The 26,416-nt window shown below is 72.8% G+C and carries 24 protein-coding genes; 13 read left to right on the forward strand and 11 right to left on the reverse strand.

Annotated elements, in window-relative coordinates; genetic code table 11:
* The first annotated feature begins 33 nt into the window (after nt 1-33).
* Nucleotides 34-576 (forward strand): hypothetical protein, encoded by a 543-nt coding sequence (locus ABZ622_RS03295; RefSeq protein ID WP_360539808.1) that lies wholly within the window; start codon nt 34-36, stop codon nt 574-576.
* Between the two features lie 269 nt (nt 577-845).
* Entirely contained in the window at nt 846-2,489 is a 1,644-nt protein-coding gene (locus ABZ622_RS03300) for a DNA repair helicase XPB (RefSeq protein ID WP_360539810.1), read from the forward strand.
* Nucleotides 2,490-2,543: 54 nt separating this feature from the next.
* On the opposite strand, the gene ABZ622_RS03305 is transcribed toward ABZ622_RS03300, so the two are convergent.
* Nucleotides 2,544-2,948 (reverse strand): hypothetical protein, encoded by a 405-nt coding sequence (locus ABZ622_RS03305; protein ID WP_360539812.1) that lies wholly within the window; start codon nt 2,946-2,948, stop codon nt 2,544-2,546.
* Between the two features lie 71 nt (nt 2,949-3,019).
* The gene (locus tag ABZ622_RS03310; RefSeq protein WP_360539814.1) at nt 3,020-3,220 is read right to left on the reverse strand and encodes a hypothetical protein; all 201 of its coding nucleotides are present in this window, start codon (nt 3,218-3,220) and stop codon (nt 3,020-3,022) included.
* Nucleotides 3,221-3,662: 442 nt separating this feature from the next.
* On the opposite strand from ABZ622_RS03310, the gene ABZ622_RS03315 reads away from it, so the two are divergent.
* Nucleotides 3,663-5,768 (forward strand): UvrD-helicase domain-containing protein, encoded by a 2,106-nt coding sequence (locus ABZ622_RS03315; RefSeq protein ID WP_360539816.1) that lies wholly within the window; start codon nt 3,663-3,665, stop codon nt 5,766-5,768.
* A gap of 148 nt (nt 5,769-5,916) precedes the next feature.
* On the opposite strand, the gene ABZ622_RS03320 is transcribed toward ABZ622_RS03315, so the two are convergent.
* On the reverse strand, nt 5,917-6,606 hold the full coding sequence (locus ABZ622_RS03320; protein WP_360539818.1) for a copper homeostasis protein CutC: 690 nt from the start codon (nt 6,604-6,606) through the stop codon (nt 5,917-5,919).
* A gap of 258 nt (nt 6,607-6,864) precedes the next feature.
* On the opposite strand from ABZ622_RS03320, the gene ABZ622_RS03325 reads away from it, so the two are divergent.
* Nucleotides 6,865-9,150 (forward strand): heavy metal translocating P-type ATPase, encoded by a 2,286-nt coding sequence (locus ABZ622_RS03325; RefSeq protein WP_360539821.1) that lies wholly within the window; start codon nt 6,865-6,867, stop codon nt 9,148-9,150.
* Nucleotides 9,151-9,219: 69 nt separating this feature from the next.
* Here the strand turns inward: ABZ622_RS03325 and ABZ622_RS03330 are convergent, their stop codons facing one another.
* The 3 genes from ABZ622_RS03330 to ABZ622_RS03340 all read right to left on the reverse strand — a co-directional run bounded on the left by ABZ622_RS03330 (nt 9,220) and on the right by ABZ622_RS03340 (nt 11,695).
* The gene (locus tag ABZ622_RS03330) at nt 9,220-10,116 is read right to left on the reverse strand and encodes a biotin-dependent carboxyltransferase family protein (protein ID WP_360539823.1); all 897 of its coding nucleotides are present in this window, start codon (nt 10,114-10,116) and stop codon (nt 9,220-9,222) included.
* Nucleotides 10,113-10,811 (reverse strand): allophanate hydrolase subunit 1, encoded by a 699-nt coding sequence (locus ABZ622_RS03335; RefSeq protein ID WP_360539825.1) that lies wholly within the window; start codon nt 10,809-10,811, stop codon nt 10,113-10,115. Before ABZ622_RS03335 ends, ABZ622_RS03330 begins: the two co-directional genes overlap by 4 nt.
* A gap of 134 nt (nt 10,812-10,945) precedes the next feature.
* Entirely contained in the window at nt 10,946-11,695 is a 750-nt protein-coding gene (locus ABZ622_RS03340) for a 5-oxoprolinase subunit PxpA (RefSeq protein WP_360540266.1), read from the reverse strand.
* 180 nt (nt 11,696-11,875) lie between these two features.
* Between ABZ622_RS03340 and ABZ622_RS03345 the strand changes: the two genes are divergently transcribed.
* Together ABZ622_RS03345 and ABZ622_RS03350 are read left to right on the forward strand one after the other, a co-directional pair.
* Nucleotides 11,876-12,547, forward strand: coding sequence for a hypothetical protein (locus tag ABZ622_RS03345; RefSeq protein WP_360539827.1), 672 nt, complete (start codon nt 11,876-11,878; stop codon nt 12,545-12,547).
* A 160-nt stretch (nt 12,548-12,707) separates the two neighbouring features.
* Complete coding sequence (locus ABZ622_RS03350; protein WP_360539829.1) at nt 12,708-13,940, forward strand: Cmx/CmrA family chloramphenicol efflux MFS transporter; 1,233 nt, start codon at nt 12,708-12,710, stop codon at nt 13,938-13,940.
* 192 nt (nt 13,941-14,132) lie between these two features.
* On the opposite strand, the gene ABZ622_RS03355 is transcribed toward ABZ622_RS03350, so the two are convergent.
* Together ABZ622_RS03355 and ABZ622_RS03360 are read right to left on the reverse strand one after the other, a co-directional pair.
* Complete coding sequence (locus ABZ622_RS03355; RefSeq protein WP_360539831.1) at nt 14,133-14,417, reverse strand: DUF4031 domain-containing protein; 285 nt, start codon at nt 14,415-14,417, stop codon at nt 14,133-14,135.
* Nucleotides 14,414-14,782 carry a hypothetical protein gene (locus tag ABZ622_RS03360; RefSeq protein ID WP_266913734.1) on the reverse strand — a complete coding sequence of 123 codons (369 nt, stop codon included), beginning with the start codon at nt 14,780-14,782 and terminating at the stop codon, nt 14,414-14,416. Before ABZ622_RS03360 ends, ABZ622_RS03355 begins: the two co-directional genes overlap by 4 nt.
* A gap of 209 nt (nt 14,783-14,991) precedes the next feature.
* On the opposite strand from ABZ622_RS03360, the gene ABZ622_RS03365 reads away from it, so the two are divergent.
* The 3 genes from ABZ622_RS03365 to ABZ622_RS03375 all read left to right on the forward strand — a co-directional run bounded on the left by ABZ622_RS03365 (nt 14,992) and on the right by ABZ622_RS03375 (nt 18,534).
* Nucleotides 14,992-15,909: a MurR/RpiR family transcriptional regulator gene (locus tag ABZ622_RS03365; RefSeq protein WP_124717189.1), complete on the forward strand. Its 918-nt coding sequence runs from the start codon at nt 14,992-14,994 to the stop codon at nt 15,907-15,909.
* A 90-nt stretch (nt 15,910-15,999) separates the two neighbouring features.
* On the forward strand, nt 16,000-16,965 hold the full coding sequence (gene murQ / locus ABZ622_RS03370; protein WP_360539833.1) for an N-acetylmuramic acid 6-phosphate etherase: 966 nt from the start codon (nt 16,000-16,002) through the stop codon (nt 16,963-16,965).
* Between the two features lie 48 nt (nt 16,966-17,013).
* Nucleotides 17,014-18,534: a PTS transporter subunit EIIC gene (locus tag ABZ622_RS03375; RefSeq protein WP_360539835.1), complete on the forward strand. Its 1,521-nt coding sequence runs from the start codon at nt 17,014-17,016 to the stop codon at nt 18,532-18,534.
* An 87-nt stretch (nt 18,535-18,621) separates the two neighbouring features.
* Here the strand turns inward: ABZ622_RS03375 and ABZ622_RS03380 are convergent, their stop codons facing one another.
* Nucleotides 18,622-19,227, reverse strand: a complete 606-nt coding sequence (locus ABZ622_RS03380) for a Uma2 family endonuclease (protein ID WP_360539837.1) — start codon at nt 19,225-19,227, stop codon at nt 18,622-18,624.
* A 265-nt stretch (nt 19,228-19,492) separates the two neighbouring features.
* Here ABZ622_RS03380 and ABZ622_RS03385 point away from each other — a divergent pair, with 265 nt between their 5' ends.
* Genes ABZ622_RS03385 through ABZ622_RS03400 form a run of 4 tightly spaced genes read left to right on the forward strand, consistent with a single transcriptional unit; the run spans nt 19,493 to nt 24,175 of the window.
* The gene (locus ABZ622_RS03385) at nt 19,493-20,092 is read left to right on the forward strand and encodes a hypothetical protein (RefSeq protein ID WP_360539839.1); all 600 of its coding nucleotides are present in this window, start codon (nt 19,493-19,495) and stop codon (nt 20,090-20,092) included.
* Complete coding sequence (locus tag ABZ622_RS03390) at nt 20,092-20,775, forward strand: ABC transporter ATP-binding protein (RefSeq protein ID WP_360539841.1); 684 nt, start codon at nt 20,092-20,094, stop codon at nt 20,773-20,775. The genes ABZ622_RS03385 and ABZ622_RS03390 overlap by 1 nt, the downstream gene beginning before the upstream one ends.
* A complete protein-coding gene (locus ABZ622_RS03395; RefSeq protein ID WP_360539843.1) occupies nt 20,772-21,542 on the forward strand; it encodes an ABC transporter ATP-binding protein in 771 nt (256 codons plus the stop codon). Before ABZ622_RS03390 ends, ABZ622_RS03395 begins: the two co-directional genes overlap by 4 nt.
* Nucleotides 21,539-24,175 (forward strand): ABC transporter permease, encoded by a 2,637-nt coding sequence (locus tag ABZ622_RS03400; RefSeq protein ID WP_360539845.1) that lies wholly within the window; start codon nt 21,539-21,541, stop codon nt 24,173-24,175. Before ABZ622_RS03395 ends, ABZ622_RS03400 begins: the two co-directional genes overlap by 4 nt.
* Here the strand turns inward: ABZ622_RS03400 and ABZ622_RS03405 are convergent.
* Entirely contained in the window at nt 24,161-25,546 is a 1,386-nt protein-coding gene (locus tag ABZ622_RS03405; RefSeq protein WP_360539847.1) for an ATP-binding protein, read from the reverse strand. The genes ABZ622_RS03400 and ABZ622_RS03405 overlap by 15 nt on opposite strands.
* A 25-nt stretch (nt 25,547-25,571) precedes the next feature.
* Nucleotides 25,572-26,261 (reverse strand): response regulator transcription factor, encoded by a 690-nt coding sequence (locus ABZ622_RS03410; RefSeq protein WP_360539849.1) that lies wholly within the window; start codon nt 26,259-26,261, stop codon nt 25,572-25,574.
* Between the last annotated feature and the right edge of the window lie 155 nt (nt 26,262-26,416).

Consider the following 26,416-nt stretch of genomic DNA (forward strand, 5'->3'; position numbering starts at 1 on the left):
TCTGACGTGTTCACGACGCTGGAGGGGGATGTCATGCGGCGCACCGAAGCGGCCAGACAGCTGGGGGGATTCGTCCGCGAGCACCGTACGGACGGAGGCAGACGGCTGAGTCACGCCGGAATCATGCTCCTCGTCGGAGCGGTGGGCACGGCTTTCGGGGTGCCGGTGGCCGTCGCGTCGATCGGCACCACCGACGGGGCTCCGGAGCTGGCCGGGCTGCTGCTCGGCGTCGGGCTGGTGGGGCTGGGCCTGGGCATCTGGCGGCTGGTCCAGGGGTTCCGTACCCGTGAGCAGTGCTTCGACGTCCACGAACGGGGGCTGACCCACCGCGTGGCGGGCACCGCCACTCTGATCCCGTGGCAGGACATCGCGTCCGTCGGCGCGCACGGCGAGGACGGCCGGCCGCTGGCCGAGGCCCGCGGGATGGGCTTCACCTGCAACATCGTGTTGACCGATGGACGCAGGATCCGCGTCGACACCTTCACCGAGGACGTCCGGCAACTGGCGCTGACCGTCCACGCCGCCGTACATCTGGGCCGGCTCCCCGAGGGACGGGGCCGCCGCCGGACTGACTGACCGGCGGACCACGGGAGGACCGGCCCGCGCCGGCACGACCACGCCGCCACGACCAGGTCCGTGACGACACGACCACGCCCGCGCCCACGCCGTCACGATCGCGTCCGCCCGGCGCAACCGCGTCCGCCCCGGCACAACCATGCCTGCGCCCACACCCGCGCCCGCGCTCACACCCGTGCCCGACAACACACGCGCCGCGGCCGCGGCATGCGGCACACTGGACGTTTGGCCGCATCCGTGGCCGCACCCCGCAGAAAGGGCCGACGCGCGTGACCGGACCCCTCATCGTCCAGAGCGACAAGACACTCCTCCTGGAAGTCGACCACGACCAGGCCGATGCCTGCCGCCGTGCCATCGCGCCCTTCGCGGAGCTGGAGCGTGCGCCCGAGCACATCCACACCTACCGGCTGACCCCGCTCGGGCTGTGGAACGCGCGGGCCGCCGGGCACGACGCCGAGCAGGTCGTCGACGCACTCGTGCACTACTCGCGCTATCCCGTTCCGCACGCGCTGCTCGTCGACATCGCCGAGACGATGGCCCGGTACGGCCGCCTCACCCTGTCCAAGCATCCGGTCCACGGACTGGTGCTGACCTCCACCGACCGGCCCGTGCTGGAGGAGATCCTCCGCTCGAAGAAGGTGCAGCCGCTGGTCGGGGCGCGGATCGACCCGGACACCGTGGCCGTGCACCCGTCCGAGCGCGGGCAGATCAAGCAGACGCTGCTGAAGCTGGGCTGGCCGGCCGAGGACCTCGCCGGTTACGTGGACGGCGAGGCGCACCCCATCGAGCTGGCCGAGGACGGCTGGGCGCTGCGGCCGTACCAGAAGCAGGCCGTCGAGGGGTTCTGGCACGGCGGCTCGGGCGTCGTGGTGCTGCCCTGCGGTGCGGGCAAGACGCTGGTCGGGGCCGGTGCGATGGCCGAGGCCAAGGCGACCACGCTGATCCTGGTGACGAACACCGTCTCGGCCCGGCAGTGGAAGCACGAGCTGGTGAAGCGGACCTCGCTGACCGCGGACGAGATCGGCGAGTACAGCGGTACCCGCAAGGAGATCCGGCCGGTCACCATCGCCACGTACCAGGTGCTGACGACCCGTCGCAAGGGCGTCTATCCGCACCTGGAGCTGTTCGACTCCCGCGACTGGGGGCTGGTGATCTACGACGAGGTGCACCTGCTGCCCGCGCCCGTCTTCAAGTTCACCGCCGATCTCCAGGCCCGGCGGCGGCTCGGACTGACGGCGACCCTGGTGCGTGAGGACGGCCGCGAGTCGGACGTCTTCTCGCTGATCGGGCCCAAGCGGTTCGACGCCCCGTGGAAGGAGATCGAGGCGCAGGGCTACATCGCACCGGCCGACTGTGTCGAGGTGCGGGTCAATCTGACGGACTCGGAGCGGCTCGCGTACGCGACGGCGGAGGCCGAGGAGAAGTACCGGTTCTGCGCGACGACGGCGACGAAGCGGAAGGTGACGGAGGCGCTGGTGCGCAAGCACCGCGGCGAACAGACCCTGGTCATCGGGCAGTACATCGACCAGCTCGACGAGCTGGGCGAGCATCTGAACGCCCCGGTGATCAAGGGCGAGACGAGCAACGCCCAGCGCGAGAAGCTCTTCGACGCGTTCCGTGAGGGCGAGCTCAACGTCCTGGTGGTCTCGAAGGTCGCGAACTTCTCGATCGACCTGCCGGAGGCGACCGTCGCCATCCAGGTTTCGGGGACGTTCGGCTCCCGCCAGGAGGAGGCACAGCGGCTGGGCCGGGTGCTGCGGCCGAAGGCGGACGGGCACGAGGCGCGGTTCTACTCGGTGGTCGCACGCGACACGATCGACCAGGACTTCGCGGCGCACCGCCAGCGGTTCCTGGCCGAGCAGGGGTACGCGTACCGGATCGTGGACGCGGACGAGCTGCTCACGGACAACTGAGGGCGGTGGCCGGTGGCCGGTCCGTGTGCGCGGACCGGCCGCGTCCTGACCGGGTCAGCCGCCGAGCGTCACGAGCAGGGCCAGGCCGCCCACCGCCGTCAGCCCCGGCAGCACGGCGATCGCCGCTGCGCACAGGCGGGCGGTGGTCCAGCGGGGACGCCACCAGGGCAGCACCCAGGCGGCGATCAGGGCGAGGGGCGTGACGAACGGGGTCGCGTACAGCCCGTAGACCATGAGGCTCAGCGGAACCGTGATGTCCGAGGAGCAGTTGTCCGGGCCGCAGCTGTCGGTCGCCATCGCCGCGAAGCCGATGGCGAACATGCCGAAGCAGGTCATGAAGAAGGAAAGGGCCGTGGCGATCGCGGGGGCGACGAAGGCGTACGAACTGCGCGCGGGGACGACGGGACCGGCGGGGCCGACGAGGGCGGGACGCATCACGTGGACGTGGCTGTTCTCCATGCCGCTACCCAACCGCGGGGCAGGGCCGGTCCACCTCCGGTCCGATACTCACACCGGGAGGTTCTGGGTACTCAGTGCTCGCGGCGGCGGACGCCCGCCTTCTCCGCCTCCTCCGCGTACTCGCCGAGCACGAGCACGCCGAACGCGGCGCGGGTGAAGACCTTGACGGCGCGCACGGCGTCGCCGACGCGGTGGCTGCGGTGGTGACCGGTGGCCGCGGTCGCGCCGTGCGCGGGGCCGGTCCTGCGGGGGTTCAGCATGACGGTGCTCATGTGTCCATGGTCCTGCGCCCGGCCGGTACGGGCATCGGCCCGCGGGCTGAATCCCGCGGGTGGGCGGGTAGACCCACGGGCGGAACCCGGCGGTGGTCCGGGTAGGTCTGCGGTCGCATGCCGTCCCCTACGGGATGGACCCGGCGGTAATCCGTTCGCCCCCGGCGGGCGCGGTCGATACAATCGCCGGTCTGCCCGCCTCCCGCACCGTGGTACCGGCGACCCGCAAGGCCCTGACCGACCGTGATCCGCCGGACAGGCCCTGGGGTCCGCGCCGGCAGCCGGGGGAGCGCCGCCGACCGGACGGAAACCGGCCGACAGCCATACGCGCACCTGCTGCGCGTACCCGTGATCGATCCCCGAGCGGACCGCATCGCCCCCGAGCACCGACCGGGGCCGGATGCGGTCCGCCGTCCTGCGTTGAACAGCCGGAGGCAACACCGTGCCCGCGCACGAACACGAAAGCGACACCACCACCGATCCACTGGCTCGCGAACGCGCCCATCTCACCGCGTCCCGCGCCGCGCTGCGCGCCATGCGCGAGGACGCCCAGGCCCTGGACATCCGCGATGTCACCGCGAACTGGGTCAACGCGGCCGTACTTCAGTCCCAGATCGACGAGCGCATCAAGTCGCTCGCCGATCTCGCCCACACCCCGCTCTTCTTCGGCCGCCTGGACTATCTGCACCGGGTCGGTGCCGAGCAGGCGGAGGGGGCGGAGGGAGAGCAGTTCTACATCGGTCGCCGCCATGTCCACGACTCCGACGGCGACCCGATGGTCATCGACTGGCGCGCGCCCGTCTCGCAGCCGTTCTACCGGGCGTCCAGGAAGGACCCCCAGGACGTGGGGCAGCGCCGCCGGTTCGGCTACACCGGCGGTGAGCTGACCGCGTACGAGGACGAGCACCTCACCGACCCCACCGAGACCGCGCAGACCAGCAAGCTCCTCCAGGCGGAGATCGAGCGGCCGCGCGTCGGCCCGATGCGCGACATCGTCGCGACGATCCAGCCGGAGCAGGACGAGATCGTCCGTAGCGAGCTGGGCGGAACGGTCTGTGTGCAGGGCGGGCCCGGCACCGGCAAGACGGCCGTCGGCCTGCACCGGGTGGCGTATCTGCTGTACGCGCACCGCGAGCGGCTGGCCCGTACCGGCACGCTGGTCATCGGGCCGAACCGGTCCTTCCTCCAGTACATCGAGCAGGTGCTGCCGGCCCTGGGCGAGCTGGCGGTGCAGCAGGCGACCGTCGACGACCTGGTCACGGCCGGCACCGAGGTGCGCGGTACGGACCCGGCGGCCGCCGCCGTCGTCAAGGGCGACGCCCGGATGGCCGAGGTGCTGCGGCGGGCGATCCGTTCGCATGTGACGCCCCCGGTGGAGCCGGTCGTGGTGGTGCGCGGTTCGCGGCGCTGGCGGGTGCCCGCGTACGAGATCGCGGAGATGGTCGACGAGCTGCTGGCCCGGGACATGCGGTACGGGGCCGCCCACGACGCGCTTCCGCAGCGCATCGCGCACGCCGTCCTGGTCCGGATGGAGGAGGCGGGCGAGGCCCCCGACGACCGGGTGCAGAACGCGGTGGCCCGCAACCCCGCGGTGAAGGCGGCCGTGAAGGCGATCTGGCCGGCCGTCGACCCGGCGAAGCTGGTGCTGCGGCTGCTGTCGGACGCGGAGTTCCTGGCCGCGCACGCGGCGGGTCTGCTCACCGAGGACGAGCAGAAGACGGTCCTGTGGGAGAAGCCGGCCCGGAGCGTGAAGTCAGCGAAGTGGTCGGCGGCGGACGCGGTGCTCATCGACGAGGCCGGCGATCTGGTGGCGCGCACGCACTCGCTCGGCCATGTGGTGCTGGACGAGGCGCAGGACCTGTCCCCCATGCAGTACCGGGCGGTGGGCCGCCGCTGCACGACCGGTTCGGCGACGGTCCTCGGTGACCTGGCGCAGGGCACGACGCCGTGGTCGACGGGGAGCTGGGCGCAGGCGCTGCACCATCTCGGCAAGTCGGACGCGGTGGTGGAGGAGCTGACGGCGGGCTTCCGTGTGCCGCGCGAGGTGATCGCGTACGCCTCCCGGCTGCTCCCCGCGATCTCGCCGGGCCTCGCCCCGGTGGAGTCGGTGCGTGAGTCGCCGGGTTCGCTGGAGGTACGGCGGGTGGCCGGCCCGGCGGAGCTGGACGCGGCGGTGCTGGCGGCGTGCGACGAATCGTTGACGCGGGAGGGCTCGATCGGCCTGATCGCGGCCGACGCGCGGATTCCGGCGCTGGCGGAGGCCCTGGCAGCGGCGGGGCACTCGTACCTCTCCCCCGGCGAGGAGACGACCGCCGAGTCCCGTCTGACCCTGGTCCCCGCGTCGCTGGCGAAGGGCCTGGAGTACGACTACGTGGTACTGGACGAGCCGGCCGCGGTGGTCGACGGCGAACCGGACGTACGCACGGGCCTGCGCCGGTTGTACGTGGCACTGACCCGGGCGGTGTCGGGCCTGACGGTGGTGCACGCGGCGGAGCTGCCGGACGAGCTGGCGCCCGTGAGCCCCGTTTCGGGCCCCTCCGGCGTTTGAGGGGCGGGGGTCCGGGGCGGGCGCCCCCGGACCCCCGACACTCGTACTCCCGGAGCCCCGGACACTCGGCCTCCCGGACCCTCGGAGCCCCGGGCCCTCGGACCCCCGGGGCGGAGCCCCCGGACCTCGTCCGCTCCCCCGCACCCCGCTACGCGTCGAGCACCGTCCGCCACTCCCGCACCGCCGCCGGGTCCACCGGCCCCGACCACCCGTGCGGGCGTGCCGCACCGCCGATGTGCACCGCGTCGATGCCCGCGGCCAGCAGCTCCGGCAGGTGTTCGAGCCGCAGCCCGCCGCCCACCAGGATCTGCGGCTCGTACCCGGGTTCGCCCTGGCGCGCCGCCTCCACCAGCAGCGTCGGGATGCCGTCGTCGACGCCCTTGGCCGAACCTGCGGTGAGGTACGTGTCCAGGCCGGGCAGGTCCGCCAGCTGCTTGCGCAGGGCGTCCCGGTCGACGGCCCGGTCGATCGCGCGGTGGAAGGTCCAGCGGCAGCCGTCCAGCTCGGCGACGAGCCGTTCGACGGCGACCAGGTCCGGGTGCCCCTCGGCGTCGAGGAAGCCGAGCACGAATTCCTCGGCGCCCGCCGCGCGCAGCTCGCGCGCCTTCGCCACCAGCACCTCGATGTCGCCGGCCGCGAAGCCGTCGGCCACCCTGAGCATCACCCGCAGCGGAATGTCCACCGCCGCCCGGATCTCCGCGAAGGTCGCACAGGACGGGGTCAGGCCGTCCGCCGCCATGTCGGTGACCAGCTCAAGCCGGTCTGCACCACCCGCCTGGGCTGCGATCGCGTCCTCCGCGTCGAGAGCGATCACCTCCAGGACTGCACGGTTGCTCATGGGATCCCAATCCTCCAGGAAGCATCAATAGGTCTAGTCCAATGGCCAGCCTACGGGTCGGTACACCGAGGATGCAGCCTCAATGCCAGGTGAAGATACGTGAGGCCGGCCGCACATCGCGTGATCGAACGCTCACGATCCGGGCCCGGACGGCAGATCCGCCCTTGCTTTTCATAGGGGAGGGGGGTATACCTGAATCATCAGCACATACCCCCCAGGGGTATAAACGCTCCGAACGCCACCGCCAGGGAGGACATCGTGTCCGCGCACACCGCCACAACCGGCACCGGTACCGCCACCGGTACTGCCGCAGAGGTCGAGCTCGCGATCGGCGGCATGACCTGCGCCTCCTGCGCGGCCCGTATCGAGAAGAAACTCAACCGGATGGACGGCGTCGAGGCCACCGTCAATTACGCCACCGAGAAGGCCAAGGTCAGCTACCGGGGCGAGGACATCTCCGTACAGGACCTGATCGCCACCGTCGAGAAGACCGGCTACACCGCGCACGAGCCCGCTCCTTTGGCGCGCACCGCCGAGGGGGGCGCCCCCGAGGCCGCGGAGGCCGACGAGCTGCGGCCCCTGCGGCAGCGGCTGCTGACCGCCGTCGCGCTCGCCGTGCCGGTGATCGCGATGTCGATGATCCCGGCGCTCCAGTTCGACTACTGGCAGTGGCTCTCGCTGACGCTGACGGCTCCGGTCGTCACGTACGCCGCCTGGCCGTTCCACAAGGCCGCGTTCACCAACGCCCGGCACGGCGCGGCGACGATGGACACGCTGATCTCGGTCGGCACCACGGCCGCGTTCCTCTGGTCGCTGTGGGCGCTGTTCTTCGGGACGGCGGGCATGGTCGGCATGACGCACCCCTTCGAGCTGACCATCGGACGGAGCGACGGCGCGGGCAACATCTACCTGGAGGCCGCCGCCGGGGTCACCGCGTTCATCCTGGCCGGCCGCTACTTCGAGGCCCGGTCCAAGCGGAAGGCGGGCGCGGCCCTCAAGGCGCTGCTCGAACTCGGCGCCAAGGAAGTGACCGTACTGCGCGACGGCCACGAGGTGACCGTGCCGACCGCAGAACTCCAGGTCGGGGACCGGTTCCTGGTACGCCCCGGCGAGAAGATCGCCACCGACGGCACCGTCGTCGAGGGTGCCTCGGCCGTGGACGCGTCGATGCTGACCGGTGAGTCCGTGCCCGTGGAGGTCGGCGTCGGCGACTCCGTCACCGGGGCGACGCTCAACGCGGGCGGCCGGCTCGTCGTCGAGGCCACCCGGATAGGCGCCGACACCCAGCTCGCCAGGATGGCGAAGCTCGTCGAGGACGCGCAGAACGGCAAGGCGGCGGCCCAGCGCCTCGCGGACCGGATCTCCGCCGTCTTCGTACCCGTCGTCATCGCCCTGGCGCTCGGCACGCTCGGCTTCTGGCTCGGCAACGGCGGGGGCCTGACCGCCGCGTTCACCGCGGCCGTGGCCGTACTGATCATCGCCTGCCCCTGCGCCCTGGGCCTCGCCACCCCCACCGCCCTCATGGTCGGCACCGGACGCGGCGCCCAGCTCGGCATCCTCATCAAGGGCCCGGAGGTCCTGGAGACCACCCGCCGCGTCGACACGATCGTCCTCGACAAGACCGGCACCGTCACCACCGGCCGGATGACCCTCCTCGACGTCCACACCGCGGAAGGCACCGACGAAACCGACGTACTGCGGCTCGCGGGCGCACTGGAACACTCCTCCGAGCACCCCATCGCCCGGGCCGTCGCCGCCGGAGCCACCGAACGCACCGGCGCACCCCTGCCCACCCCCGAGGACTTCGCCAACATCGCCGGCCTCGGCGTCCAGGGCACCGTCGAGGGCCACGCCGTCCTCGTCGGCCGCGAACAGCTCCTCGCCGAGTGGGAGATCCACCTCCCGGTGGAGCTGGCCCGGCGCAAGGCCGAGGCGGAGGCCGCCGGCCGGACGGCCATCGCGGTGGCCTGGGACGGCGAGGCTCGGGCGGTGCTCGAAGTCGCCGACGCGGTGAAGGACACCAGCGCGGAGGCCATCGAGCGGCTGCGGGCCCTGGGGCTCACCCCGATCCTGCTCACCGGCGACAACCGGGCGGTGGCCGAGGCGGTCGCGGCCGAGGTCGGGATCGAGAAGGTGTACGCGGAGGTCATGCCGGAGGACAAGGTCGACGTCGTCAAGAAGCTCCAGGCGGAAGGCCGTTCGGTCGCCATGGTCGGTGACGGCGTCAACGACGCGGCCGCCCTCGCCCAGGCCGACCTGGGCCTGGCGATGGGGACCGGCACGGACGCCGCGATCGAGGCCGGTGACCTGACGCTGGTGCGCGGGGACCTGCGGGCCGCGGCGGACGCGATCCGGCTGTCGCGCAAGACCCTCGGCACCATCCGGACGAACCTGTTCTGGGCCTTCGCCTACAACGTGGCCGCTCTGCCGCTCGCCGCGGCCGGGCTGCTCAACCCGATGATCGCGGGCGCCGCGATGGCGTTCTCGTCGGTCTTCGTGGTCGGCAACTCGCTGCGGCTGCGGGGCTTCAGGGCAGCGGCGTAGGACCTGTTCCCGGCCCGCCCGTTTCTCCACCCGTCCGCTTCTCAGTCCGTCCGCTTCTCCACCCGTCCGCTACTCCACCCGCCCGCTTCTCAGTCCGTCCGCATCCCGACCCGCACACACGAACCGCACCCGGGTTCCCGGCACCGCCTGTGCCGCCCCCGCGAGTGCGGTTTCGTGCACCACGCCGACGACCGGGTAACCCCCGGTCGTCGGATGGTCGTTGAGGAAGACCACCGGGAGCCCGTCCGGCGGCACCTGGACCGCGCCGAGCACCATCCCCTCGCTGGGCAGCTCGCCCTCGCGGGCCCGGGTCAGGGCCGGGCCCCGGGTGCGCAGCCCGATCCGGTTGCTGTGCGCCGAGACCTGGTAGTCGGCCGTGGTGAGCGTGCGCAGCGCCTCGTCGGTGAACCAGGTGTGGCGGGGGCCGAGGTGCAGCGGGAGGACGAGTTCGCCGGGCGCGCCCGGCCAGGGCACGGCATCGGCGCCCGGGAGCCCCGCCGGGGCCTGTCCCAGGGGCAGTACGTCCCCGTCGCGCAGGGGGGCCGGGCCCAGCCCGGAGAGCAGGTCGGCCGATCTGCTGCCCAGCACCGGTTCCGGCAGCAGGCCGCCGCCGAACGCCAGATAGCTGCGCAGGCCCCGGACCGCGTGCCCCGCGTCGAGCACCGCGCCGGCCGGTACCCGTACCGGAGTTCCCCAGGCCACCGGCCGCCCGTCGACGGTGACCCGGCAGGGCGCCCCGCCGACGACGGCGACAACGGGCCGGTCCGGGCGGACCGCGCAGCCGGTGACCGTCGTCTCCAGCACCGCCGCGTCCGCCCCGTTCCCGGCCAGCCGGTTGGCCAGCCGCCGGGCGGGAGCGTCCAGCGCGCCGGCCCGTGGCACCCCGAGATGCGCCCAGCCGATGCGGCCGGCGTCCTGAACGGTGGTCAGCGCACCGGCCCGGACCACCTCGACGGCGCCGTTCACGACCGCACCTCCGCCGCGACGAAGCGCACCCGCGCCCCGGGGCTCAGCAGCGCGGCCGGTTCGCGGGCCGGGTTCCACAGCTCGCCCGGCTCGGGCATCCGCCCGATGAGCTGCCAGCCGCCGGGCGACGGGCGCGGGTACACCCCGGTGTACGCCCCCGCGAGCGCCAGCGCACCGGCCGGGACGCGGGTGCGCGGGGTCGCACGGCGCGGCAGATGCAGGCGCTCGGGGAGCCCGGTGAGGTAGCCGAAGCCGGGGGCGAACCCGCAGAAGGCCACCCGGAATTCGGTCCCGGCGTGGATACGGGGCACTTCGGCGACGGTGACGCCCCAGGCCGCCGCGACGTCCGCGAGGTCCGGGCCGTCGTAGACCACCGGGATCTCGACGGTTTCCGCGGTGTCGCGGCGCAGCGCCGGTATCCGCCAGGAGGCGAGTTCACGGGCGAGCCGTGCCCGGCCGTCCGGGGTGCGGTCCGCGAGGCCGTCGAGGAGGACGGTCCGGGCACCGGGGACGATCTCGCGCACGGCGGGCAGTTCACCGAGCGTCCGGCGCCGCAGCAGCTCCGCGTGGAACGCCTCGGCGTGCTCACCGCAGGACAGCTCGACGAGCAGCGCGCCGGGCCCGGCGGGGAGCACCTCGACGCCCACGCCCGCGTGACCCCTCGCGCCCGCGCTCGTACCTACGCCCGCGCTCATGCCCGTATCCACGCCCGCGCCCCCACTCACGCCCACGCCCGCGCTCGCGCTCGCGCTCGCGCCCACACTCGTATCCACGCCCGCGCTCGCATCCGCGTCCACACCCGTCCCCGTCCCCGCGCCCGCGCCCGCACTCATGCGAACGCCTGCACGGTCACGCCCGCCGCCTCCAGCGCCGCCCTGACCCGGCGCGCCAGTGCCGCCGCGCCCGGGGTGTCGCCGTGGACGCAGAGCGAGCGCGCCGCGACCGGTACCCGGCTGCCGCCCGCCCCGAAGACGCCGCCGTCCACCGCCATCCCGACACTGCGGCGTACGACCTCGTCCGCGTCGTGCACCACCGCGCCGGGCTCGCCGCGCGGGACCAGCGTGCCCTCGGGCGTGTACGCGCGGTCGGCGAAGGCTTCCGGCACGGCGGTGAGGCCCGCGGCCCCGGCGTGGGCGAGCAGGCGCGACCCCGGGAGCCCGAGGACCGCGAGCTCCCCGCCGGCCAGCCGGACGCCCTCGACCACGGCGGCGGCCTGGTCGTCGTCCCAGACGGCGCGGTTGTAGAGGGCCCCGTGCGGTTTGACGTACGAGACCGCGGAACCGGCCGCCTCGGCGAACACCCGCAGGGCACCGATCTGGTAGGCGACCTCGGCGGTCAGCTCGGCGGGCGGCACGTCCATCGAGCGGCGCCCGAAACCGGCCAGATCGCGGTACCCGACCTGGGCGCCGATCCGTACGCCCCTGGCGGCCGCGGTGTCGCAGACCCGCCGCATCACGGAGGCGTCGCCGGCGTGGAAGCCGCAGGCCACATTGGCGCTGGTGACACAGTCGAGCAGCGCGTCGTCATCGGTGAGGGTCCAGTGCCCGAACCCTTCCCCGAGATCCGCGTTGAGATCCATCGGGGCCGTCCGGCCCTCCGGGTACGCCGGGTCCGGCTGATCCATCACATCCATCGTGTCCGTCACGGGCGCACGCTAGCGGACTGCCGTCCGTCGGCGGCGGTCCCGGCGGACGACCGCCCTCGCCCCCGATGCGGCCGGATGCCTGAAACCCGGGGCCCGACGCCTTAACCTCGGGGCATGGATGACACGGGCCGGGCCCCTCGCAGCAGCGCCGAAGACGGTCTGCGCGACCGCTGGCGCGCCTGTCTCGTCGCCGCCCGGGGCGGCGCCGAGGACCCCGACCCGTTGCCGTACGCCGCCGACCTGCTGGCCCGCTGGGCGGAACCGCAGCGCAAGTACCACACCACCGCGCACCTGGTCGCGGTGCTCGATCACATCGACACGCTCGCCGGGTACGCGGCCGACCCGGACGCGGTGCGCCTCGCCGCCTGGTTCCACGACGCGGTGTACCGGCCCGACCGCTCCGAGAACGAGGAGCGCAGCGCGGCACTGGCCGAGCGCGCCCTCCCGGAGGCCGGTGTGCCGGACTCCGTCACGGCCGAGGTGGCCCGTCTCGTACGGCTCACCGTCACCCACGACCCGGCGGCCGGCGACACCGACGGCGAGGTGCTCTGCGACGCGGACCTGGCCATCCTCGCGGCGTCCCCGAGGCAGTACGCGGCCTACGCGGCGCAGGTCCGCGAGGAGTACGGATTCGTGCCTGACGACGCGTTCCGCGAGGGGCGGGCGACCGTGCTGCGCCAGCTGCTCGGGCTGCCCCGGCTGTTCCGTACGCCGTACGGGGCGGAGCACTGGGAGCCGCGCGCGCGGCAGAACCTGCTGACCGAGCTGGAGCTGCTCAGCCACTAGGACCGTCCACAACCCCCGGCAGCGGAGAACGCACGACAGCGGGAAACGCACGGCAACGGGAATACCCGCGGCAGCGGAGAACGCGCGGCAGCGGGGAATGCGCGGGCCTCGATCGCTGTTGGCAGCTGTCATGCCCGACTCTGCCACTCCTCGCTCTCGCATGCCCCTGGCCGTGTACATCCTGGGTCTCTCGGTCTTCGCCCTGGGAACCAGCGAGTTCATGCTCTCCGGGCTGCTGCCGCCCATCGCCGACGACATGAACGTGTCGATACCCCGCGCCGGGCTTCTCATATCCGCCTTCGCGATCGGCATGGTGATCGGCGCCCCGCTGCTCGCCGTCGCCACGCTCCGGCTGCCCCGCCGCACCACACTGATCACCCTGATCTCCGTCTTCGGCCTCGGCCAGATCGCGGGCGCACTGGCCCCGACGTACGAGGTGCTCTTCGCGTCCCGGGTGGTGAGCGCGTTCGCCTGTGCCGGGTTCTGGGCGGTGGGGGCGGCCGTCGCCATCGCGATGGTGCCGGTGAACTCGCGGGCCCGTGCGATGGCCGTGATGATCGGCGGTCTGTCGATCGCCAATGTGCTGGGCGTGCCGCTGGGCGCGTTCCTCGGTGAGAACTTCGGCTGGCGGTCGGCGTTCTGGGCCGTGGGCGCGGCGTCGGCCGTGGCGCTGGTCGGGGTGACGACGCTGATTCCGCGCATTCCGCTGCCGGAGCAGAAGCCCCGGCTCAAGCAGGAGCTGAGCATTTACCGGGACCGGCAGGTGTGGCTGTCGATCGTGATCACGGCGCTCGCCGCGGGCGGTGTCTTCTGCGCGTTCAGCTATCTCGCCCCGCTGCTGACGGATGTCGCCGGGCTGGACTCGGGCTGGGTGCCGACGGTGCTCGCGCTGTTCGGGATCGGGGCGCTGGTCGGTACGACGATCGGCGGCCGGGTCGCGGACGCGCATCTTTTCGGGGTGCTGATGAGCGGTATCGCGGCCTCGACGGTCTTCCTGGCCGCGCTGGCCCTGTTCGCGTCGAGCCAGGTCGCGGCAATCGGCCTGTCGTTCCTGCTGGGACTGTCGGCGTTCTACACGGCCCCGGCGCTCAACGCCCGGATGTTCAATGTCGCGGGCGCCGCCCCGACGCTGGCCGGTGCGACGACCACCGCCGCGTTCAACCTGGGCAACACGAGCGGCCCCTGGCTGGGCGGCGCGGTGATCGACGCGGACTTCGGTTTCGCGGCGGCCGCGTGGGCCGGGGCGGCGATGACGGTACTGGCGCTGGTGGCCGTGGTGTTCTCACTGCGGCTCCAGCGCAGCAGGGCCACCTCGTCCCGGCTGGTGACGGGCGCCCCGGCCGTCGCGGTGCAGGACCCGGTGGAGGCGTGCGCCCCCTCGACGGGCGCCTGACGCCCGGGATCTGTCCGAGCGGTCTCGGCCCCGGTCCCGGCGCTGGTCCCGGCCCTGGTCCCGGGGCTGGTCTCGACCCTGGTACCGGCCCTGGTACCGGCCCTGGTACCGGCCCTGGTACCGGCCCCGGTCCCAGCGCTGGTCACAGCCCCGGTCCCAGCGCTGGTCACAGCCCCGGTCCCAGCCCTGGTCTCAGCCCTGGTCCCAGCCCGGTGCGGGCCGCCCCTTGGGCCGTCGCAGCCCCGCCTCCGTGATCCGGCGGACGAGCTCCTTCGAGCCGATCTGCCGGGCCCCGGCCCGCACCGCGTCCTCGTACCGCGTCTCCGGTACGTCGTAGTGGTCCCGCTCGAACGCGCGCGGCGGGCAGCCGATGGACGCCGCGAAAACGTGCAACTCCTCGAAGGAGACATCGCTGACCAGGTGCGACCAGAGCCGCCCATGCCCCGGCCACTCGGGCGGGTCGATGTAGAGCGTCACCGCCGCAGTATCCCGCTCAGCGAACCGACCGGCGCCACGGCCACCGCGGCCTTGGTGCACACCCAGTGCGGGTCCGGCCCCAGTTCGGGTTCCACGTCGAGGGCGTGCGGGTCGCCCGCGTCACAGACCGGGCAGAGCGGCCACCGCCCGTACCGTTCGAGCAGCGCGTCCTGTACGTCCTGGGCGACCAGGCCCACCACGAACGCGACACCGTCGGGCCACTGCTCGACCCACCAGCGGCGGTGCGTCACCGCGTCCTCGACCAGCGAGACGATCCCGGCCTCGGCGACGTCACCTGCGGCGAGATCTGCCATGACCAGCGCACGGGCCGTGTGCAGCGCCTGTTCCAAGGGGTTCATCTCCATGCGCCCATTGTCACCCGGCCCGCAAAGGCGCCTCACGCGCTCGCGATCACCGTTTCCGCACTGTCGGAGGTTTCCGCGCTCTCGAAGGCGGCCGGGCGCGGACCGGTGAGGCGGCGGCCGCGAACCCGTGAAGCGGCGTGGCGCGGACCGGTGAAGAAGGGGACCAAAGGGGGGTTGACGACCAACCCGGTTGAAAATATCTTTCAAAGGTGACCCATGACCTGAAGGAAAGTTTCAACGCTGACTCCCCGCCCGCCCCGGCGGCCCTCGCGGCCAAGGTTCGTACGCTCGCGCCGTCCATGACCCGTTCCATGCAGCGCGTCGCCGAGGCCGTCGCCGGTGACCCGGCCGGCTGCGCAGCCCTCACGGTCACCGGTCTCGCCGAGCTCACCGGCACCAGCGAGGCGACCGTGGTCCGCACGGCCCGCCTGCTCGGCTACCCCGGCTATCGCGATCTGCGCCTGGCCCTCGCCGGGCTCGCCGCGCACCAGCAGTCCGGCCGGGCCCCTTCCGTCACGGCCGACATAGCGGTCGACGACCCGATCGCCGATGTGGTCGCCAAGCTGGCCTACGACGAGCAGCAGACCCTCGCCGACACCGCCGCCGGGCTCGACACCGTCCAGCTCGGTGCCGCCGTGGCCGCCGCCGCCACCGCCCGGCGCATCGACATCTACGGCGTGGGAGCCTCCTCCCTCGTCGGCCAGGACCTCGCGCAGAAGCTGGCCCGGATCGGCCTGATCTCGCACTCCCACACGGACCCGCACCTCGCGGTGACCAACGCCGTGCAGCTCCGCTCCGGCGATGTGGCCATCGCGATCACGCACTCCGGCTCCACGGTCGACGTGATCGAACCGCTGCGGGTCGCCTTCGACCGCGGCGCGACGACGATCGCGATCACCGGCCGCCCCGACGGCCCGGTCACGCAGTACGCCGACCACGTACTGACCACGTCCACCGCCCGGGAGAGCGAGCTGCGGCCCGCCGCCATGTCGAGCCGTACGAGCCAGCTCCTCGTCGTCGACTGCCTCTTCATAGGCGTCGCGCAGCGTACGTACGAGACGGCCGCACCGGCCCTCGCCGCCTCCTACGAAGCGCTGGCCCACCGCCACACCCCACGCCCCCGCTGACCGGCCCGCCGATCCGCACTCCCGTTCCGGCACCCGCAACCCCCCGCACCCGCTGAACCGCACGAGACCGAGAAAGCAGAGCCGCCCTCCATGACCTCCACCACCGACGCCGACGCCACCGCCCCCGACGGCTACGGGGAGCTGCGCGCCCAGCTCGCGACGCTCACCACCGAGGCGTTCCGGCCCGAGCTCGCCGAGATCGACCAGCTCGACACGATCGAGATCGCCCGCATCATGAACGGCGAGGACCAGACCGTCCCGGCCGCCGTCGGCGCCCGGCTGCCCGAGATAGCCGCCGCCATCGACGGCACGGCCGAGCGCATGGCCCGCGGCGGCCGGCTGATCTACGCGGGCGCGGGCACCGCCGGACGGCTCGGCGTGCTCGACGCCAGCGAGTGCCCGCCCACCTTCAACACCGACCCCTCCGAGGTCATCGGCCTGATCGCGGGCGGCCCGACCGCCATGGTCAAGGCCGTCGAGGGCGCCGAGGACAGCAAGGAGCTGGCCGCCGCCGACCTCGACGCCCTGGGCCTGACGGCCGACGACACCGTGGTCGGCATCTCCGCCTCCGGCCGCACGCCGTACGCGATCGGAGCCGTCGAGCACGCCCGGAGCAAGGGTGCGCTGACCATCGGCCTGTCCTGCAACGCGGACTCCGCGCTGGGCGCCGCGGCGGAGCACGGCATCGAGGTCGTCGTCGGCCCGGAGCTGCTCACCGGCTCCACCCGGCTCAAGGCCGGCACGGCCCAGAAGCTCGTCCTCAACATGCTCTCGACGATCACGATGATCCGGCTCGGCAAGACGTACGGGAATCTGATGGTCGACGTCCGCGCTTCCAACGAGAAGCTGCGCGCCCGCTCCCGCCGGATCGTCTCGCTCGCCACCGGCGCCTCCGACGAGGAGATCGAGGCCGCCCTCGCCGCGACCGACGGCGAGGTGAAGAACGCCATCCTCACCATCCTCGGCCAGGTCGACGGCCCCACCGCCGCCGCTCTGCTGACCGCGTCCGACGGCCACCTCCGCGCCGCCCTCGCCGCCGCCCCCCGCACCACCTGACCCACCGGCTCCACCTCCGTACCCCCGCACAGCAAGGCACCACGCACCATGGCAACAGAAGACAAGAACCGCGCCACCGCCGCCGCGATCCTTCCGCTCGTCGGTGGCGCCGCGAACGTCAGCTCCATCGCCCACTGCATGACCCGGCTCCGGCTGGGTCTGCACGACCGCTCGCTCGTCGACGACGAGGCCCTGAAGGCGGTCCCCGCCGTCATGGGCGTGGTCGAGGACGACACGTACCAGATCGTCCTCGGCCCGGGCACCGTCGCCCGGGTCACACCGGAGTTCGAACAGCTGGTGGAGGAGGGCCGGGCAGCGGCCCCCGAACCGGGCGAAGCCGCACCCTCCGTCTCGGCGGAGGAACTGGCCGCCCAGGGCGCCGCGATGAAGGCGGCCCGGAAGACGAAGAACGCCACCCCGTTCAAGCTGTTCCTGCGCCGGATCGCGAACATCTTCGTCCCGCTGATCCCGGCTCTCATCGGCTGCGGCATCATCGCCGGCCTCAACGGCCTGCTGGTGAACCTGGGCTGGCTGACCTCGGTCACCCCCGCCCTGGCCGCGATGGCGTCCGGCTTCATGGCGCTGATCGCCGTCTTCGTCGGCTACAACACGGCGAAGGAGTTCGGCGGTACGCCGATCCTGGGCGGTGCGGTCGCCGCGATCATCGTCTTCCCGGGCGTCGCGAACATCGAGGCGTTCGGCCAGAAGCTCTCCCCCGGACAGGGCGGCGTGCTGGGCGCGCTCGGTGCGGCAGTGCTCGCGGTGTACGTGGAGAAGTGGTGCCGCCGCTGGGTGCCCGAGGCGCTGGACGTGCTGGTCACCCCGACCCTCACGGTCCTGATCTCCGGCCTGGTGACGATCTTCGGCCTGATGTACGTGGCCGGCGAGATCTCCACCGCCATCGGTACGTTCGCCGACTGGCTGCTCTCCAACGGCGGCGCGGGCGCGGGCTTCGTGCTCGGCGGCCTCTTCCTGCCCCTGGTGATGCTGGGTCTGCACCAGGCGCTCATCCCGATCCACACCACCCTGATCGAGCAGCAGGGCTACACCGTGCTGCTCCCGATCCTCGCGATGGCGGGCGCCGGCCAGGTCGGCGCGGCCGCGGCGGTCTACTTCCGCCTCCCGCGCAACGAGTCGATCCGCCGCACCATCAAGTCCGCCCTCCCGGCCGGTCTGCTGGGCGTCGGCGAACCGCTGATCTACGGCGTCAGCCTCCCGCTCGGCCGCCCGTTCATCACGGCGTGCGTGGGCGGCGCGTTCGGCGGCGGCTTCATCGGCCTGTTCAACCAGCTCGGTGACAAGGTCGGCTCCACGGCCATCGGCCCGTCCGGCTGGGCCCTGTTCCCCCTGCTCGACGGCAACCACGGCCTGGGCACCACGGTCGCGATCTACGCGGGCGGCCTGCTGGTCGGCTACTTCGCCGGATTCCTCGCGACGTACTTCTTCGGCTTCAGCAAGGACCTGCTGACGGAGTTCAACGTCTCCCAGGAACCCGCCGAATCCACGGTCGCGGCAACGGGCGGCCCGACGACACCCGACGCACCCGCGAAGGAACCGGCCGGGGTCTGACCCCAGCACGCGGACATGGACGAGGGCGGCACCCGGCGACCGGGTGCCGCCCTCACTCGTATCCGCTCTCCGCTACCCGCTGTCCGCTCAGACCGGGAACTCATCCGTGAGGAGCGCCGTACCGAACGGCTCGGGCAGGCTGAGCGGCTTCCCGAACGGCACCGGGTCGGAGTGCTTGTACGTCCCGTCCTCATTGGGCTCCGTGAACAGCGTGGCCATCGCCCCGCGCGTGTCGAACCGGTCGATCAGCAGATACATCGGCACGCCCGCGCGGGCATAGGCGCGGTACTTCTTCGTCCGGTCGTCCCGGGCGTTGCCCTTCGAGGTGACCTCGACGATGAGCAGCGCGTCCGCTGCATCCATCGGGTCGCTGACCTCCGGGTCGGCGGCCATGATCAGTTCGCGCTCCATGATGACCAGATCGGGCACGTAGAGCCTGTCAAGGGGCGCGACGTGGACCCCGAGGGTCTGGTAGATGCCCAGCTCTTCGGGGAGTGCCCGATACAGGCGATGCTGCACCATTTCGGCGATGCCACTGCGATGTGCATGAGGCGGAGGCACCAAGAAGATCCGCCCTTCGTCGATCTCGGCGCGCCATCCCTCGGGCGCGTCCAGTTCACGCCACGTCTGCAGCAGGTAATCCCACAGGCTGTCCTCAGAGGCCTGCTCCTTCTCGACCATCTCGGCAGTCATCGCGGGTCCCTTCTCCTGTGGCCTGTCGTGGGGAGCGTAGATCGACGGTTCCGCGGCGGTTCGCCGCTTCCGTCAGCGCCCCACGATCGTGTGAGGTACGCAGCGACCCGCCGCCGTCCCCGCGGCCGCGGCGGTGCCCCGCACCCGGTCGCCCCTGCGTTAACCCTCCGCTAACCCTCCACGGCCACAGCGCTGGCCGGCGGCCTCCTAGCGTCGGAACAGAGACGACGTCCCGGTCGGCTCCTTCCGTGCAGAGGTGGTCCCCATGCGTCGTACCGTGTCAGCCGTGGTGACCGGCCTGGTGGTCATCACCGGAGCCGCGGCCTGTTCCTCCTCTTCCGGTTCGTCCGGCTCCTCCCACTCGTCGTCCTCCACCGCCACACCTCCCAAGGAAGTGAATCCGGCCGGGGACATCCCCGACAACCAGGTGTACGTCGCATGGTCACCGGCGGGCGGCGGATACACGGTGAAGGTTCCCGAAGGGTGGGCCCGCCAGCAGGCAGGCGGAGCCACCGTGTTCAGCGACAAATTCAACAGCGTCCGGATCGAGCGGAGTGCGGTCAACAAGGCGCCCACCGTCCGGTCGGTGCAATCGGTCGATCTGCCGGCGATCCGGCGTGGCGCCAAGAACGTCGTGGTGGGGGCCGTCAGCACCGTGAAGCGCGCGGGCGGCACCGCCGTGCTGGCCACCTACCGGGCCGACTCGACGCCCGACCAGGTCACTGGCAAGAGCGTGCGCCAGGACGTGCAGCGGTACGTGTTCTGGAGGAACGGCAGCCAGGTCGCCCTGACCCTGTCCGGCGCGGTGGGTGCCGACAACGTCGATCCCTGGCACATCGTGACGAACTCCTTCCGGTGGGCATGATGACCGCGCAGACGACCACCCCGCCGCCCCGCCTCACCGCCGATTCCCTGTACCGGTTCTTCCGCGCGGGCGAGGAGGAGACGTTCGCACTGCGGGGCGTCGGACTCCGGGTCGAGAAGGGCGAGATCGTCGCCGTGACCGGCCCTTCCGGCTCCGGGAAGACGACGTTGCTGAGTTGTCTGGCCGGGCTCGACGAGCCCGACGGCGGCACGGTCCACGTCGCCGGTGAACGCCTCTCGCACCAGCAGGAACATCTGCGCAGCCGACTCCGCGCCCGGTACATCGGGGTGCTGTTCCAGTCCGGCAACCTGCTGGACCACCTCACAGTCCGCGACAACGTCCGGCTGGTGCAGCGGCTTTCGGACGGGGCCGGCCGGCCCGGCGCGCAGGAACTGCTCCGGGACGTCGGGATCGCGCCGCGTGCCGGTGCGCTGCCCCGGCAGCTGTCCGGCGGGGAGGCTGCCCGCGCCGGCCTGGCCGTCGCGCTGGCCAACGACCCGGCGGTCCTGCTGGCCGACGAACTGACCGGCGAGATCGACGGGGAGACGGAGCGCCGCGTTCTCGCGCTGCTGCGCGAACGCGCGACGGCGGGCACGGCGATGGTGCTGGTCACCCATTCACGGGCGGTGGCTGCCGTCGCGGACCGGGTGCTCCGGCTGCGTGACGGGAGGTGGGTGCGATGACGGATGTCGGTACCAAGGCGGGCGAACCCCTCGTCGTCTGTGTGGACGCGGCCCGTACCTACGGCTCGGGCCCGAACGCCGTCGTCGCCGTGCACGGGGTGAACTGTGCGGTGTCGGCGGGTGCGCGGATCGCCGTGGTCGGCCCTTCCGGCTCCGGCAAATCGACCCTGCTGCACCTGATGGCGGCCCTGGACCGGCCCACGGCCGGAACGGTCAGCCATCCGGGACTGTCCGCGGACACCGGCGGCGTCGCGGACATCCTGCCCGCCCGGGACATCGGGGTCGTCTTCCAGGGGCCGAGCCTGCTGCCGCCGCTCACCGCGATGGAGAACGTCGCCCTGCCCCTGCTCATAGACGGCCTCGAAGCGGACGAGGCAGCCGAGCGGGCGTCCGCCGCGCTGGCTGGGCTGGAGCTCGAACCGCTCGCCGCCAAGCTTCCCGACGAGATGTCCGCGGGCCAGGCCCAACGCGTCGCGGTGGCCAGGGTGCTGGCCCGCAGGCCGCGGCTGATCCTGGCCGACGAGCCGACCGGCCAGCTCGATCGCGAGACGGCCAGGCAGGTGATGGCGGTACTGCTCTCCGCCGCCGACACGCTCGGCGCCGCCGTCCTGATCACCACCCATGACGCACGGGTGGCCGGCGCGCTCGACGAGCGTTGGTACATGGCCGACGGCCGTGTCGTACGCCCCGGCATCCCCGACACCCACAGCCGTCCAGACACCCACGAACATCCTGAACCCCCCGACCGGGAACGTGAGTCGCGATGATCAGGATCTGGCTCTCGGGCCTTCTGCGGGTACGCAGCGGACGCCTGATCGGAACGGCGCTGGGGGTCATGGTCGCCGTCGCCCTGCTCGCCGCGCTCGGCGGTTTCCTCTCCACGACGCGGGCCACCATGACGTCCCAGTCGGTGCGCTCGGTGTCCGTGGACTGGCAGGTGCAGGTGGCCACCGGCGCGGACGCCCACACCGTGCTGACCACCGTACGGAGCCTGCCCGGCACCAGGACGGCCCTGCCGGTCGGCTATGCGCAGACCGGCGGTCTGACCGCGCACACCGGCGGAACGACACAGAACACCGGATCGGGTTCGGTTCTCGGTCTCCCGCCCGGGTACGCCGCGACCTTCCCCGGCGAGATGCGGCTGCTGGCCGGACGGGAACAGGGCGTGCTTCTCGCCCAGCAGACCGCCGCCAATCTGCACGCCGCCCCCGGTGACACCATCACCATCGCGCGGGCGGGCGGGCTGCCGCCCGTGCCGGTGCGGGTGAGCGGTGTCGTCGACCTGCCGTACGCGGACTCGCTGTTCCAGAAGGTCGGCGCCCCGCCCCAGTCACAGCCCTCCGCGCCTCCGGACAACGTCGTACTGATGCCCCGGCAGAGCTGGAACACCGTCTTCGGACCCCTCGCATCGGCCCGCCCCGACCTGGTGCAGTCTCAGATCCACACCCTGCGCACCCACTCCCTGCCGAGCGACCCGGCCGCCGCGTACTCCACGGTCTCCGGCAACGCGCACCACGCCGAGGTACAGCTCGCCGGTACCGGCCTGGTGGGCGACAACCTGGGCTCGGTCCTGGACGCCGCCCGATCCGACGCCCTGTACGCACAACTGCTCTTCCTCTTCCTCGGTGTGCCCGGTGCCGCGCTCGCCGCGGCCCTGACCTGGGCAGTCGCCCAGTCCGGTGCGGGCCGTCGCCGCAAGGAACAGGCGCTGCTGCGCACGCGCGGTGCGACCGTCGCCCGGCTGATGGGGCTGGCCGCGGTGGAGGCGGGCGTGGTGGCCGTGCTCGGTGCGGCCGGGGGTCTGGGGCTGGCGATGCTGGTGGACCGTGCCGCCTTCCACGGGATGGGCATCCCGCTGTCCTGGATGCTCGCCGCGTGCGGTGTCGGCGCCCTTGTCGCCGCGGCGACCGTGCTGGTGCCGGCCCGCGTCGACGCCCGCCGGGCCACGGTCGTCTCGGGCCGCGCCGCGGTCGAGCGGCGCACGGTGCCGCGCGCCGCGTGGTGGGTGCTGGGTGTCGGCCTGCTCGCCGGTTCGCTGGCCGTCTTCCGCGCCACGAGCGGCACCAACTACGCCCTGGTCCTGGCCCCCGAGGGCACCCCGACCCTGTCGGTCGACTACTGGGCGTTCGCCGGTCCCGCACTGCTGTGGGCGGGCGGCGCGGTGGTGGCCTGGCTGCTGGTGGATCTGCTGCTGCGCCGCGGCAGGCCGTTCCTCACCCGGGTGTTCCGCCCGGCAGCGGGCGCCCTGTCCGGGACCGTCGCGGCCGGCCTGTCCCGGCAGCGTGGCACCGTGGTGCGCTCGGTGGTGCTGCTGGCACTGGCCTGCGCCTTCGCCGTATCGACCGGCGTGTTCAATTCCACGTACCGCCAGCAGGCAAAGGTGGACGCGGTGTTGACCAATGGCGCCGACGTCACGGTCACCCGGCCGGTCCTCTCGGCGGCGGACACCGCGAAACTGGCAGTGGTGCACGGCGTACGGCATGTGGAGCCGCTCCAGCACCGGTTCGCCTATGTGGGCGCCGACTTGCAGGATCTGTACGGGGTCCGGCCCGCGAGCATCGTCCCGGCAGGACAACTGCAGGACGCCTACTTCGCGGGCGGCACCGCGCGGTCCCTGATGAACTCTCTGGCCAGCCGTCCGGACGGGCTGCTGGTCAGCGCGGAGACCGCGCACGACTTCCAGCTGCACCCAGGCGACCAGGTGCGGCTGCGCCTGACCGACGCCCGGACGGGTCGACTGCGCACGATCGCCTTCCGTTTCCAGGGCGTCGTCAAGGAGTTCCCGACCGCCCCGAAGGACAGCTTCCTGATCGCCAACGCCTCCTACATCGCCCGTACGACGGGCAGCGGGGCCGACGGGACACTGCTGGTCGACACCGGCGGCTCCGGCCAGCGCCAGGTCGCGGACCTGGCGAGGAAAGCACTGGGGCCGAGCGCACACGTCACGGATCTGCCGTCCTCGCAGACCGTCGTCGGATCCAGCCTGACCGCGGTCGACCTCGCCGGCCTCACCCGGGTCGAGCTGGGCTTCGCCCTGGTGATCGGGGCAGCGGCGGGCGGTCTCGTACTGGCCCTCGGCCTGGCCGAGCGGCGCCGCACCCTGGCCCTGGCATCGGTGCTGGGCGCCAGGGGCAGGCAGCTCTCCGGGTTCGTGTGGAGCGAGGCGGCGCTGGTCGCGGTGGCGGGCGGCGCGGTCGGCGCGGTGGCGGGGTGGACCCTGTCGCAGATGCTGGTGAAGGTGCTCTCCGGGGTCTTCGACCCGCCCCCGGACCGGGTGGCCGTGCCGTGGGCCTATCTCGCCGTACTGGCCGGTGTCACCGTGGTCGCGCTGGCGGCGGCGGCCTGGGCGGCAGCCCGGCACGCACGCAGACCCCCGCTGACCGAGCTACGGGAGCTGTGAGGACTCCCGCTCCTCCTCCGGCGATGCCGCGAGGAGCCAGGTGAACCGAGTCCGGGGCCGAGCGCGGGCGACGAAAAGTCTCCCGCCCTCGGCCTCGGCCAGCGATCGCGCCAGCGCGAGACCGATCCCGTGCCCTCCCGCGCCCTCGCTGCCCCGTACTCCCTCCTCACCGCCCCGTCGCGCGAAGACATCGGGCTCACCGCCCTCTGCCCCAGGGACGCACTCCCCCTCGTCCTCGACATCCACGGCGACGACCCCGGCCGTCTCCTTCGCGTGCACGGTCACCGTTCCCCGGCCGTGCGTCGCCGCGTTGGCGAGCAGTACACCGAGGATCTGCCGGGCGGCCCGCCGAGAGCCGAGCGCCTGCGGCAGGTCGTCGTCGACCCTGAACTCCAGACGCCGTCCCTGTGCGGCGAGCGGGCCGTGCCAGTCCTCCTCCGCGCGGGCGAACAGGGCCGCGAGGTCGAGCGGCTCCCGTTCCGGTACGTCCCTGGCCAGGGAGAGCAGATCGTCGAGAGTGGTCTCCATGCGTTCGAGCTGCACGAGGGCCGAGCGGACGGCCGCGTACATTCCGGCATCCGGCCCGGCTCCCGCCCCGGCACCCGGTCCGACGTCCCGGTCCGCCGCGAGGGACATCTCCAGTTCCAGCCGTACGCCGGTCAGCGCCGTACGCAGTTGGTGCGAGGCATCCGCGCTGAACGCCCGCTCCCTGCGCAGGAGTTCGTCGACCCGTGCGGCGGCCCGCGCCAGCGCCCGGCCGACCGCGTCCGGCTCCGGGAGTCCGGAGGGCTCCGCCCGTGCCGCCAAGTCGCCGCCCTCCATCTCCCTGGCGACACCGGCCAGCTCCTCCAGCGGGCGGGCCAGACGCCTGCTGGACCGTACGGCGAGCAGGGCGCCGACCCCCACCGCGACCGCCGCGAGCGCCAGCATTCCGACCCAGGTCAGCACGGCCCGCCGCAAAGGCTCGGAAGCCGGTGAGGCGACCCGTACGACCGCCCGGACCTGCTCCGAACCGCCCACCGGGACGGCCGCGACCAGGCTGTCACCGATCTGCCTGGTGACGACCTGGCCGGCCTCGGCATCCCGCACCGGGGTATCGCCCATCTCCGGCCCCACTCCGAGTACCCGGCGCCCGTCGGGCCCGTACACCGCGATGTCCGTACCGGGCTCGGCGGGCGGCAGCTCGACCGGGTCGCCCCCATGGGTGATCCGCTCGGGCAGGCTGAGCGCGACCCGCTCACCCAGCGACTGGGCCTCCCTCTCCTCGTCCTGCTGGTACAGCCGCAGCGCCGCGAGACCGAGCGGCAGCGCGAAGAGCAGCACCGCGCACACCACGGCGAGAACGGTCGCTCTCAGGATGCGACGGCGCACGGCACGCCCTTTCTCGTGACCGGGCTCAGATCGCGGGCCCGGTGGGGTCTTCCAGCCGGTAGCCGAACTGGCGCAGCGTCGTGATGCGCACCAGGTCGCCGAGCTTGCGGCGCAGTGCGGCCACATGGACATCGAGGGTCTTGGTGGGGCCGAACCAGTTCTCGTCCCACACGTCGCTCATCAGATCCTCCCTGCTCACCGCCTGTCCCGGGTGGACCGCGAGCCGCACCAGCAGGTCGAATTCGCGAGGTCTGAGCTCCACCTCGCCGTCCGGGGCGGTACAGCGCCGTGCCGACCGGTCGATGACCAGCGCTCCCACCCGGATCGAGGGCGCACCGCCGTTCGTGGGGGGTGCGGCGCGCCGCAGGTGGGCGGTGACCCGCGCCTGGAGCTCGGCGAGCCGGAACGGCTTGGTCAGATAGTCGTCGGCGCCGCACTCCAGAGCCTGGATGACGTCCATCTCCCCGGTACGGGCGGTCAGCACGACCAGCACCGCGTCCGGCGCCCGCCCACGGAGTCTGCGGCAGAGTTCGAAACCGTCGATGTCCGGAAGCCCGAGATCGATGAGGAGGAGATCGGCGGGGAGCCGCTCGACGTCCGCCAGGGCGCTCGCCCCGTCGGGGCACCACCGGCTGTCGTGGCCCAGCACCCGGAGGGCCGCGACCAGCCGACTGCCGATCGCCGGGTCGTCCTCGATGACCACGATGCGCGCCACTCGGTCACGCTACCGCGACCGGGCGCCGCCGGTCGGTCCGCACATACCGCTCCGCCCCGGCCACACCCCGATGGTGCCGCCCGCCGCCTGAACAGAACCTGAACGCGCCGAGCAGGGCGAGCACGCACCGGGGTGACCGACGCGGACCGCGCAAT

This window comes from Streptomyces sp. NPDC007164 (genome assembly GCF_040634135.1).
GTDB classification, from domain to species: domain Bacteria; phylum Actinomycetota; class Actinomycetes; order Streptomycetales; family Streptomycetaceae; genus Streptomyces; species Streptomyces sanglieri.

Bases quoted from the DNA above. Each gene is read 5' to 3' on its own strand.
- ABZ622_RS03295 (WP_360539808.1), top strand. From the start codon at position 34: ATGCGGCGCACCGAAGCGGCCAGACAGCTGGGGGGATTCGTCCGCGAG.
- ABZ622_RS03305 (WP_360539812.1), bottom strand. From the start codon at position 2,948: ATGGAGAACAGCCACGTCCACGTGATGCGTCCCGCCCTCGTCGGCCCC.
- ABZ622_RS03310 (WP_360539814.1), bottom strand. From the start codon at position 3,220: ATGAGCACCGTCATGCTGAACCCCCGCAGGACCGGCCCCGCGCACGGC.
- ABZ622_RS03320 (WP_360539818.1), bottom strand. From the start codon at position 6,606: ATGAGCAACCGTGCAGTCCTGGAGGTGATCGCTCTCGACGCGGAGGAC.
- ABZ622_RS03335 (WP_360539825.1), bottom strand. From the start codon at position 10,811: ATGAGCGCGGGCGTAGGTACGAGCGCGGGCGCGAGGGGTCACGCGGGC.
- ABZ622_RS03340 (WP_360540266.1), bottom strand. From the start codon at position 11,695: ATGGATCTCAACGCGGATCTCGGGGAAGGGTTCGGGCACTGGACCCTC.
- ABZ622_RS03345 (WP_360539827.1), top strand. From the start codon at position 11,876: ATGGATGACACGGGCCGGGCCCCTCGCAGCAGCGCCGAAGACGGTCTG.
- ABZ622_RS03350 (WP_360539829.1), top strand. From the start codon at position 12,708: ATGCCCCTGGCCGTGTACATCCTGGGTCTCTCGGTCTTCGCCCTGGGA.
- ABZ622_RS03360 (WP_266913734.1), bottom strand. From the start codon at position 14,782: ATGGAGATGAACCCCTTGGAACAGGCGCTGCACACGGCCCGTGCGCTG.
- murQ (WP_360539833.1), top strand. From the start codon at position 16,000: ATGACCTCCACCACCGACGCCGACGCCACCGCCCCCGACGGCTACGGG.
- ABZ622_RS03375 (WP_360539835.1), top strand. From the start codon at position 17,014: ATGGCAACAGAAGACAAGAACCGCGCCACCGCCGCCGCGATCCTTCCG.
- ABZ622_RS03380 (WP_360539837.1), bottom strand. From the start codon at position 19,227: ATGACTGCCGAGATGGTCGAGAAGGAGCAGGCCTCTGAGGACAGCCTG.
- ABZ622_RS03385 (WP_360539839.1), top strand. From the start codon at position 19,493: ATGCGTCGTACCGTGTCAGCCGTGGTGACCGGCCTGGTGGTCATCACC.
- ABZ622_RS03390 (WP_360539841.1), top strand. From the start codon at position 20,092: ATGACCGCGCAGACGACCACCCCGCCGCCCCGCCTCACCGCCGATTCC.
- ABZ622_RS03395 (WP_360539843.1), top strand. From the start codon at position 20,772: ATGACGGATGTCGGTACCAAGGCGGGCGAACCCCTCGTCGTCTGTGTG.
- ABZ622_RS03400 (WP_360539845.1), top strand. From the start codon at position 21,539: ATGATCAGGATCTGGCTCTCGGGCCTTCTGCGGGTACGCAGCGGACGC.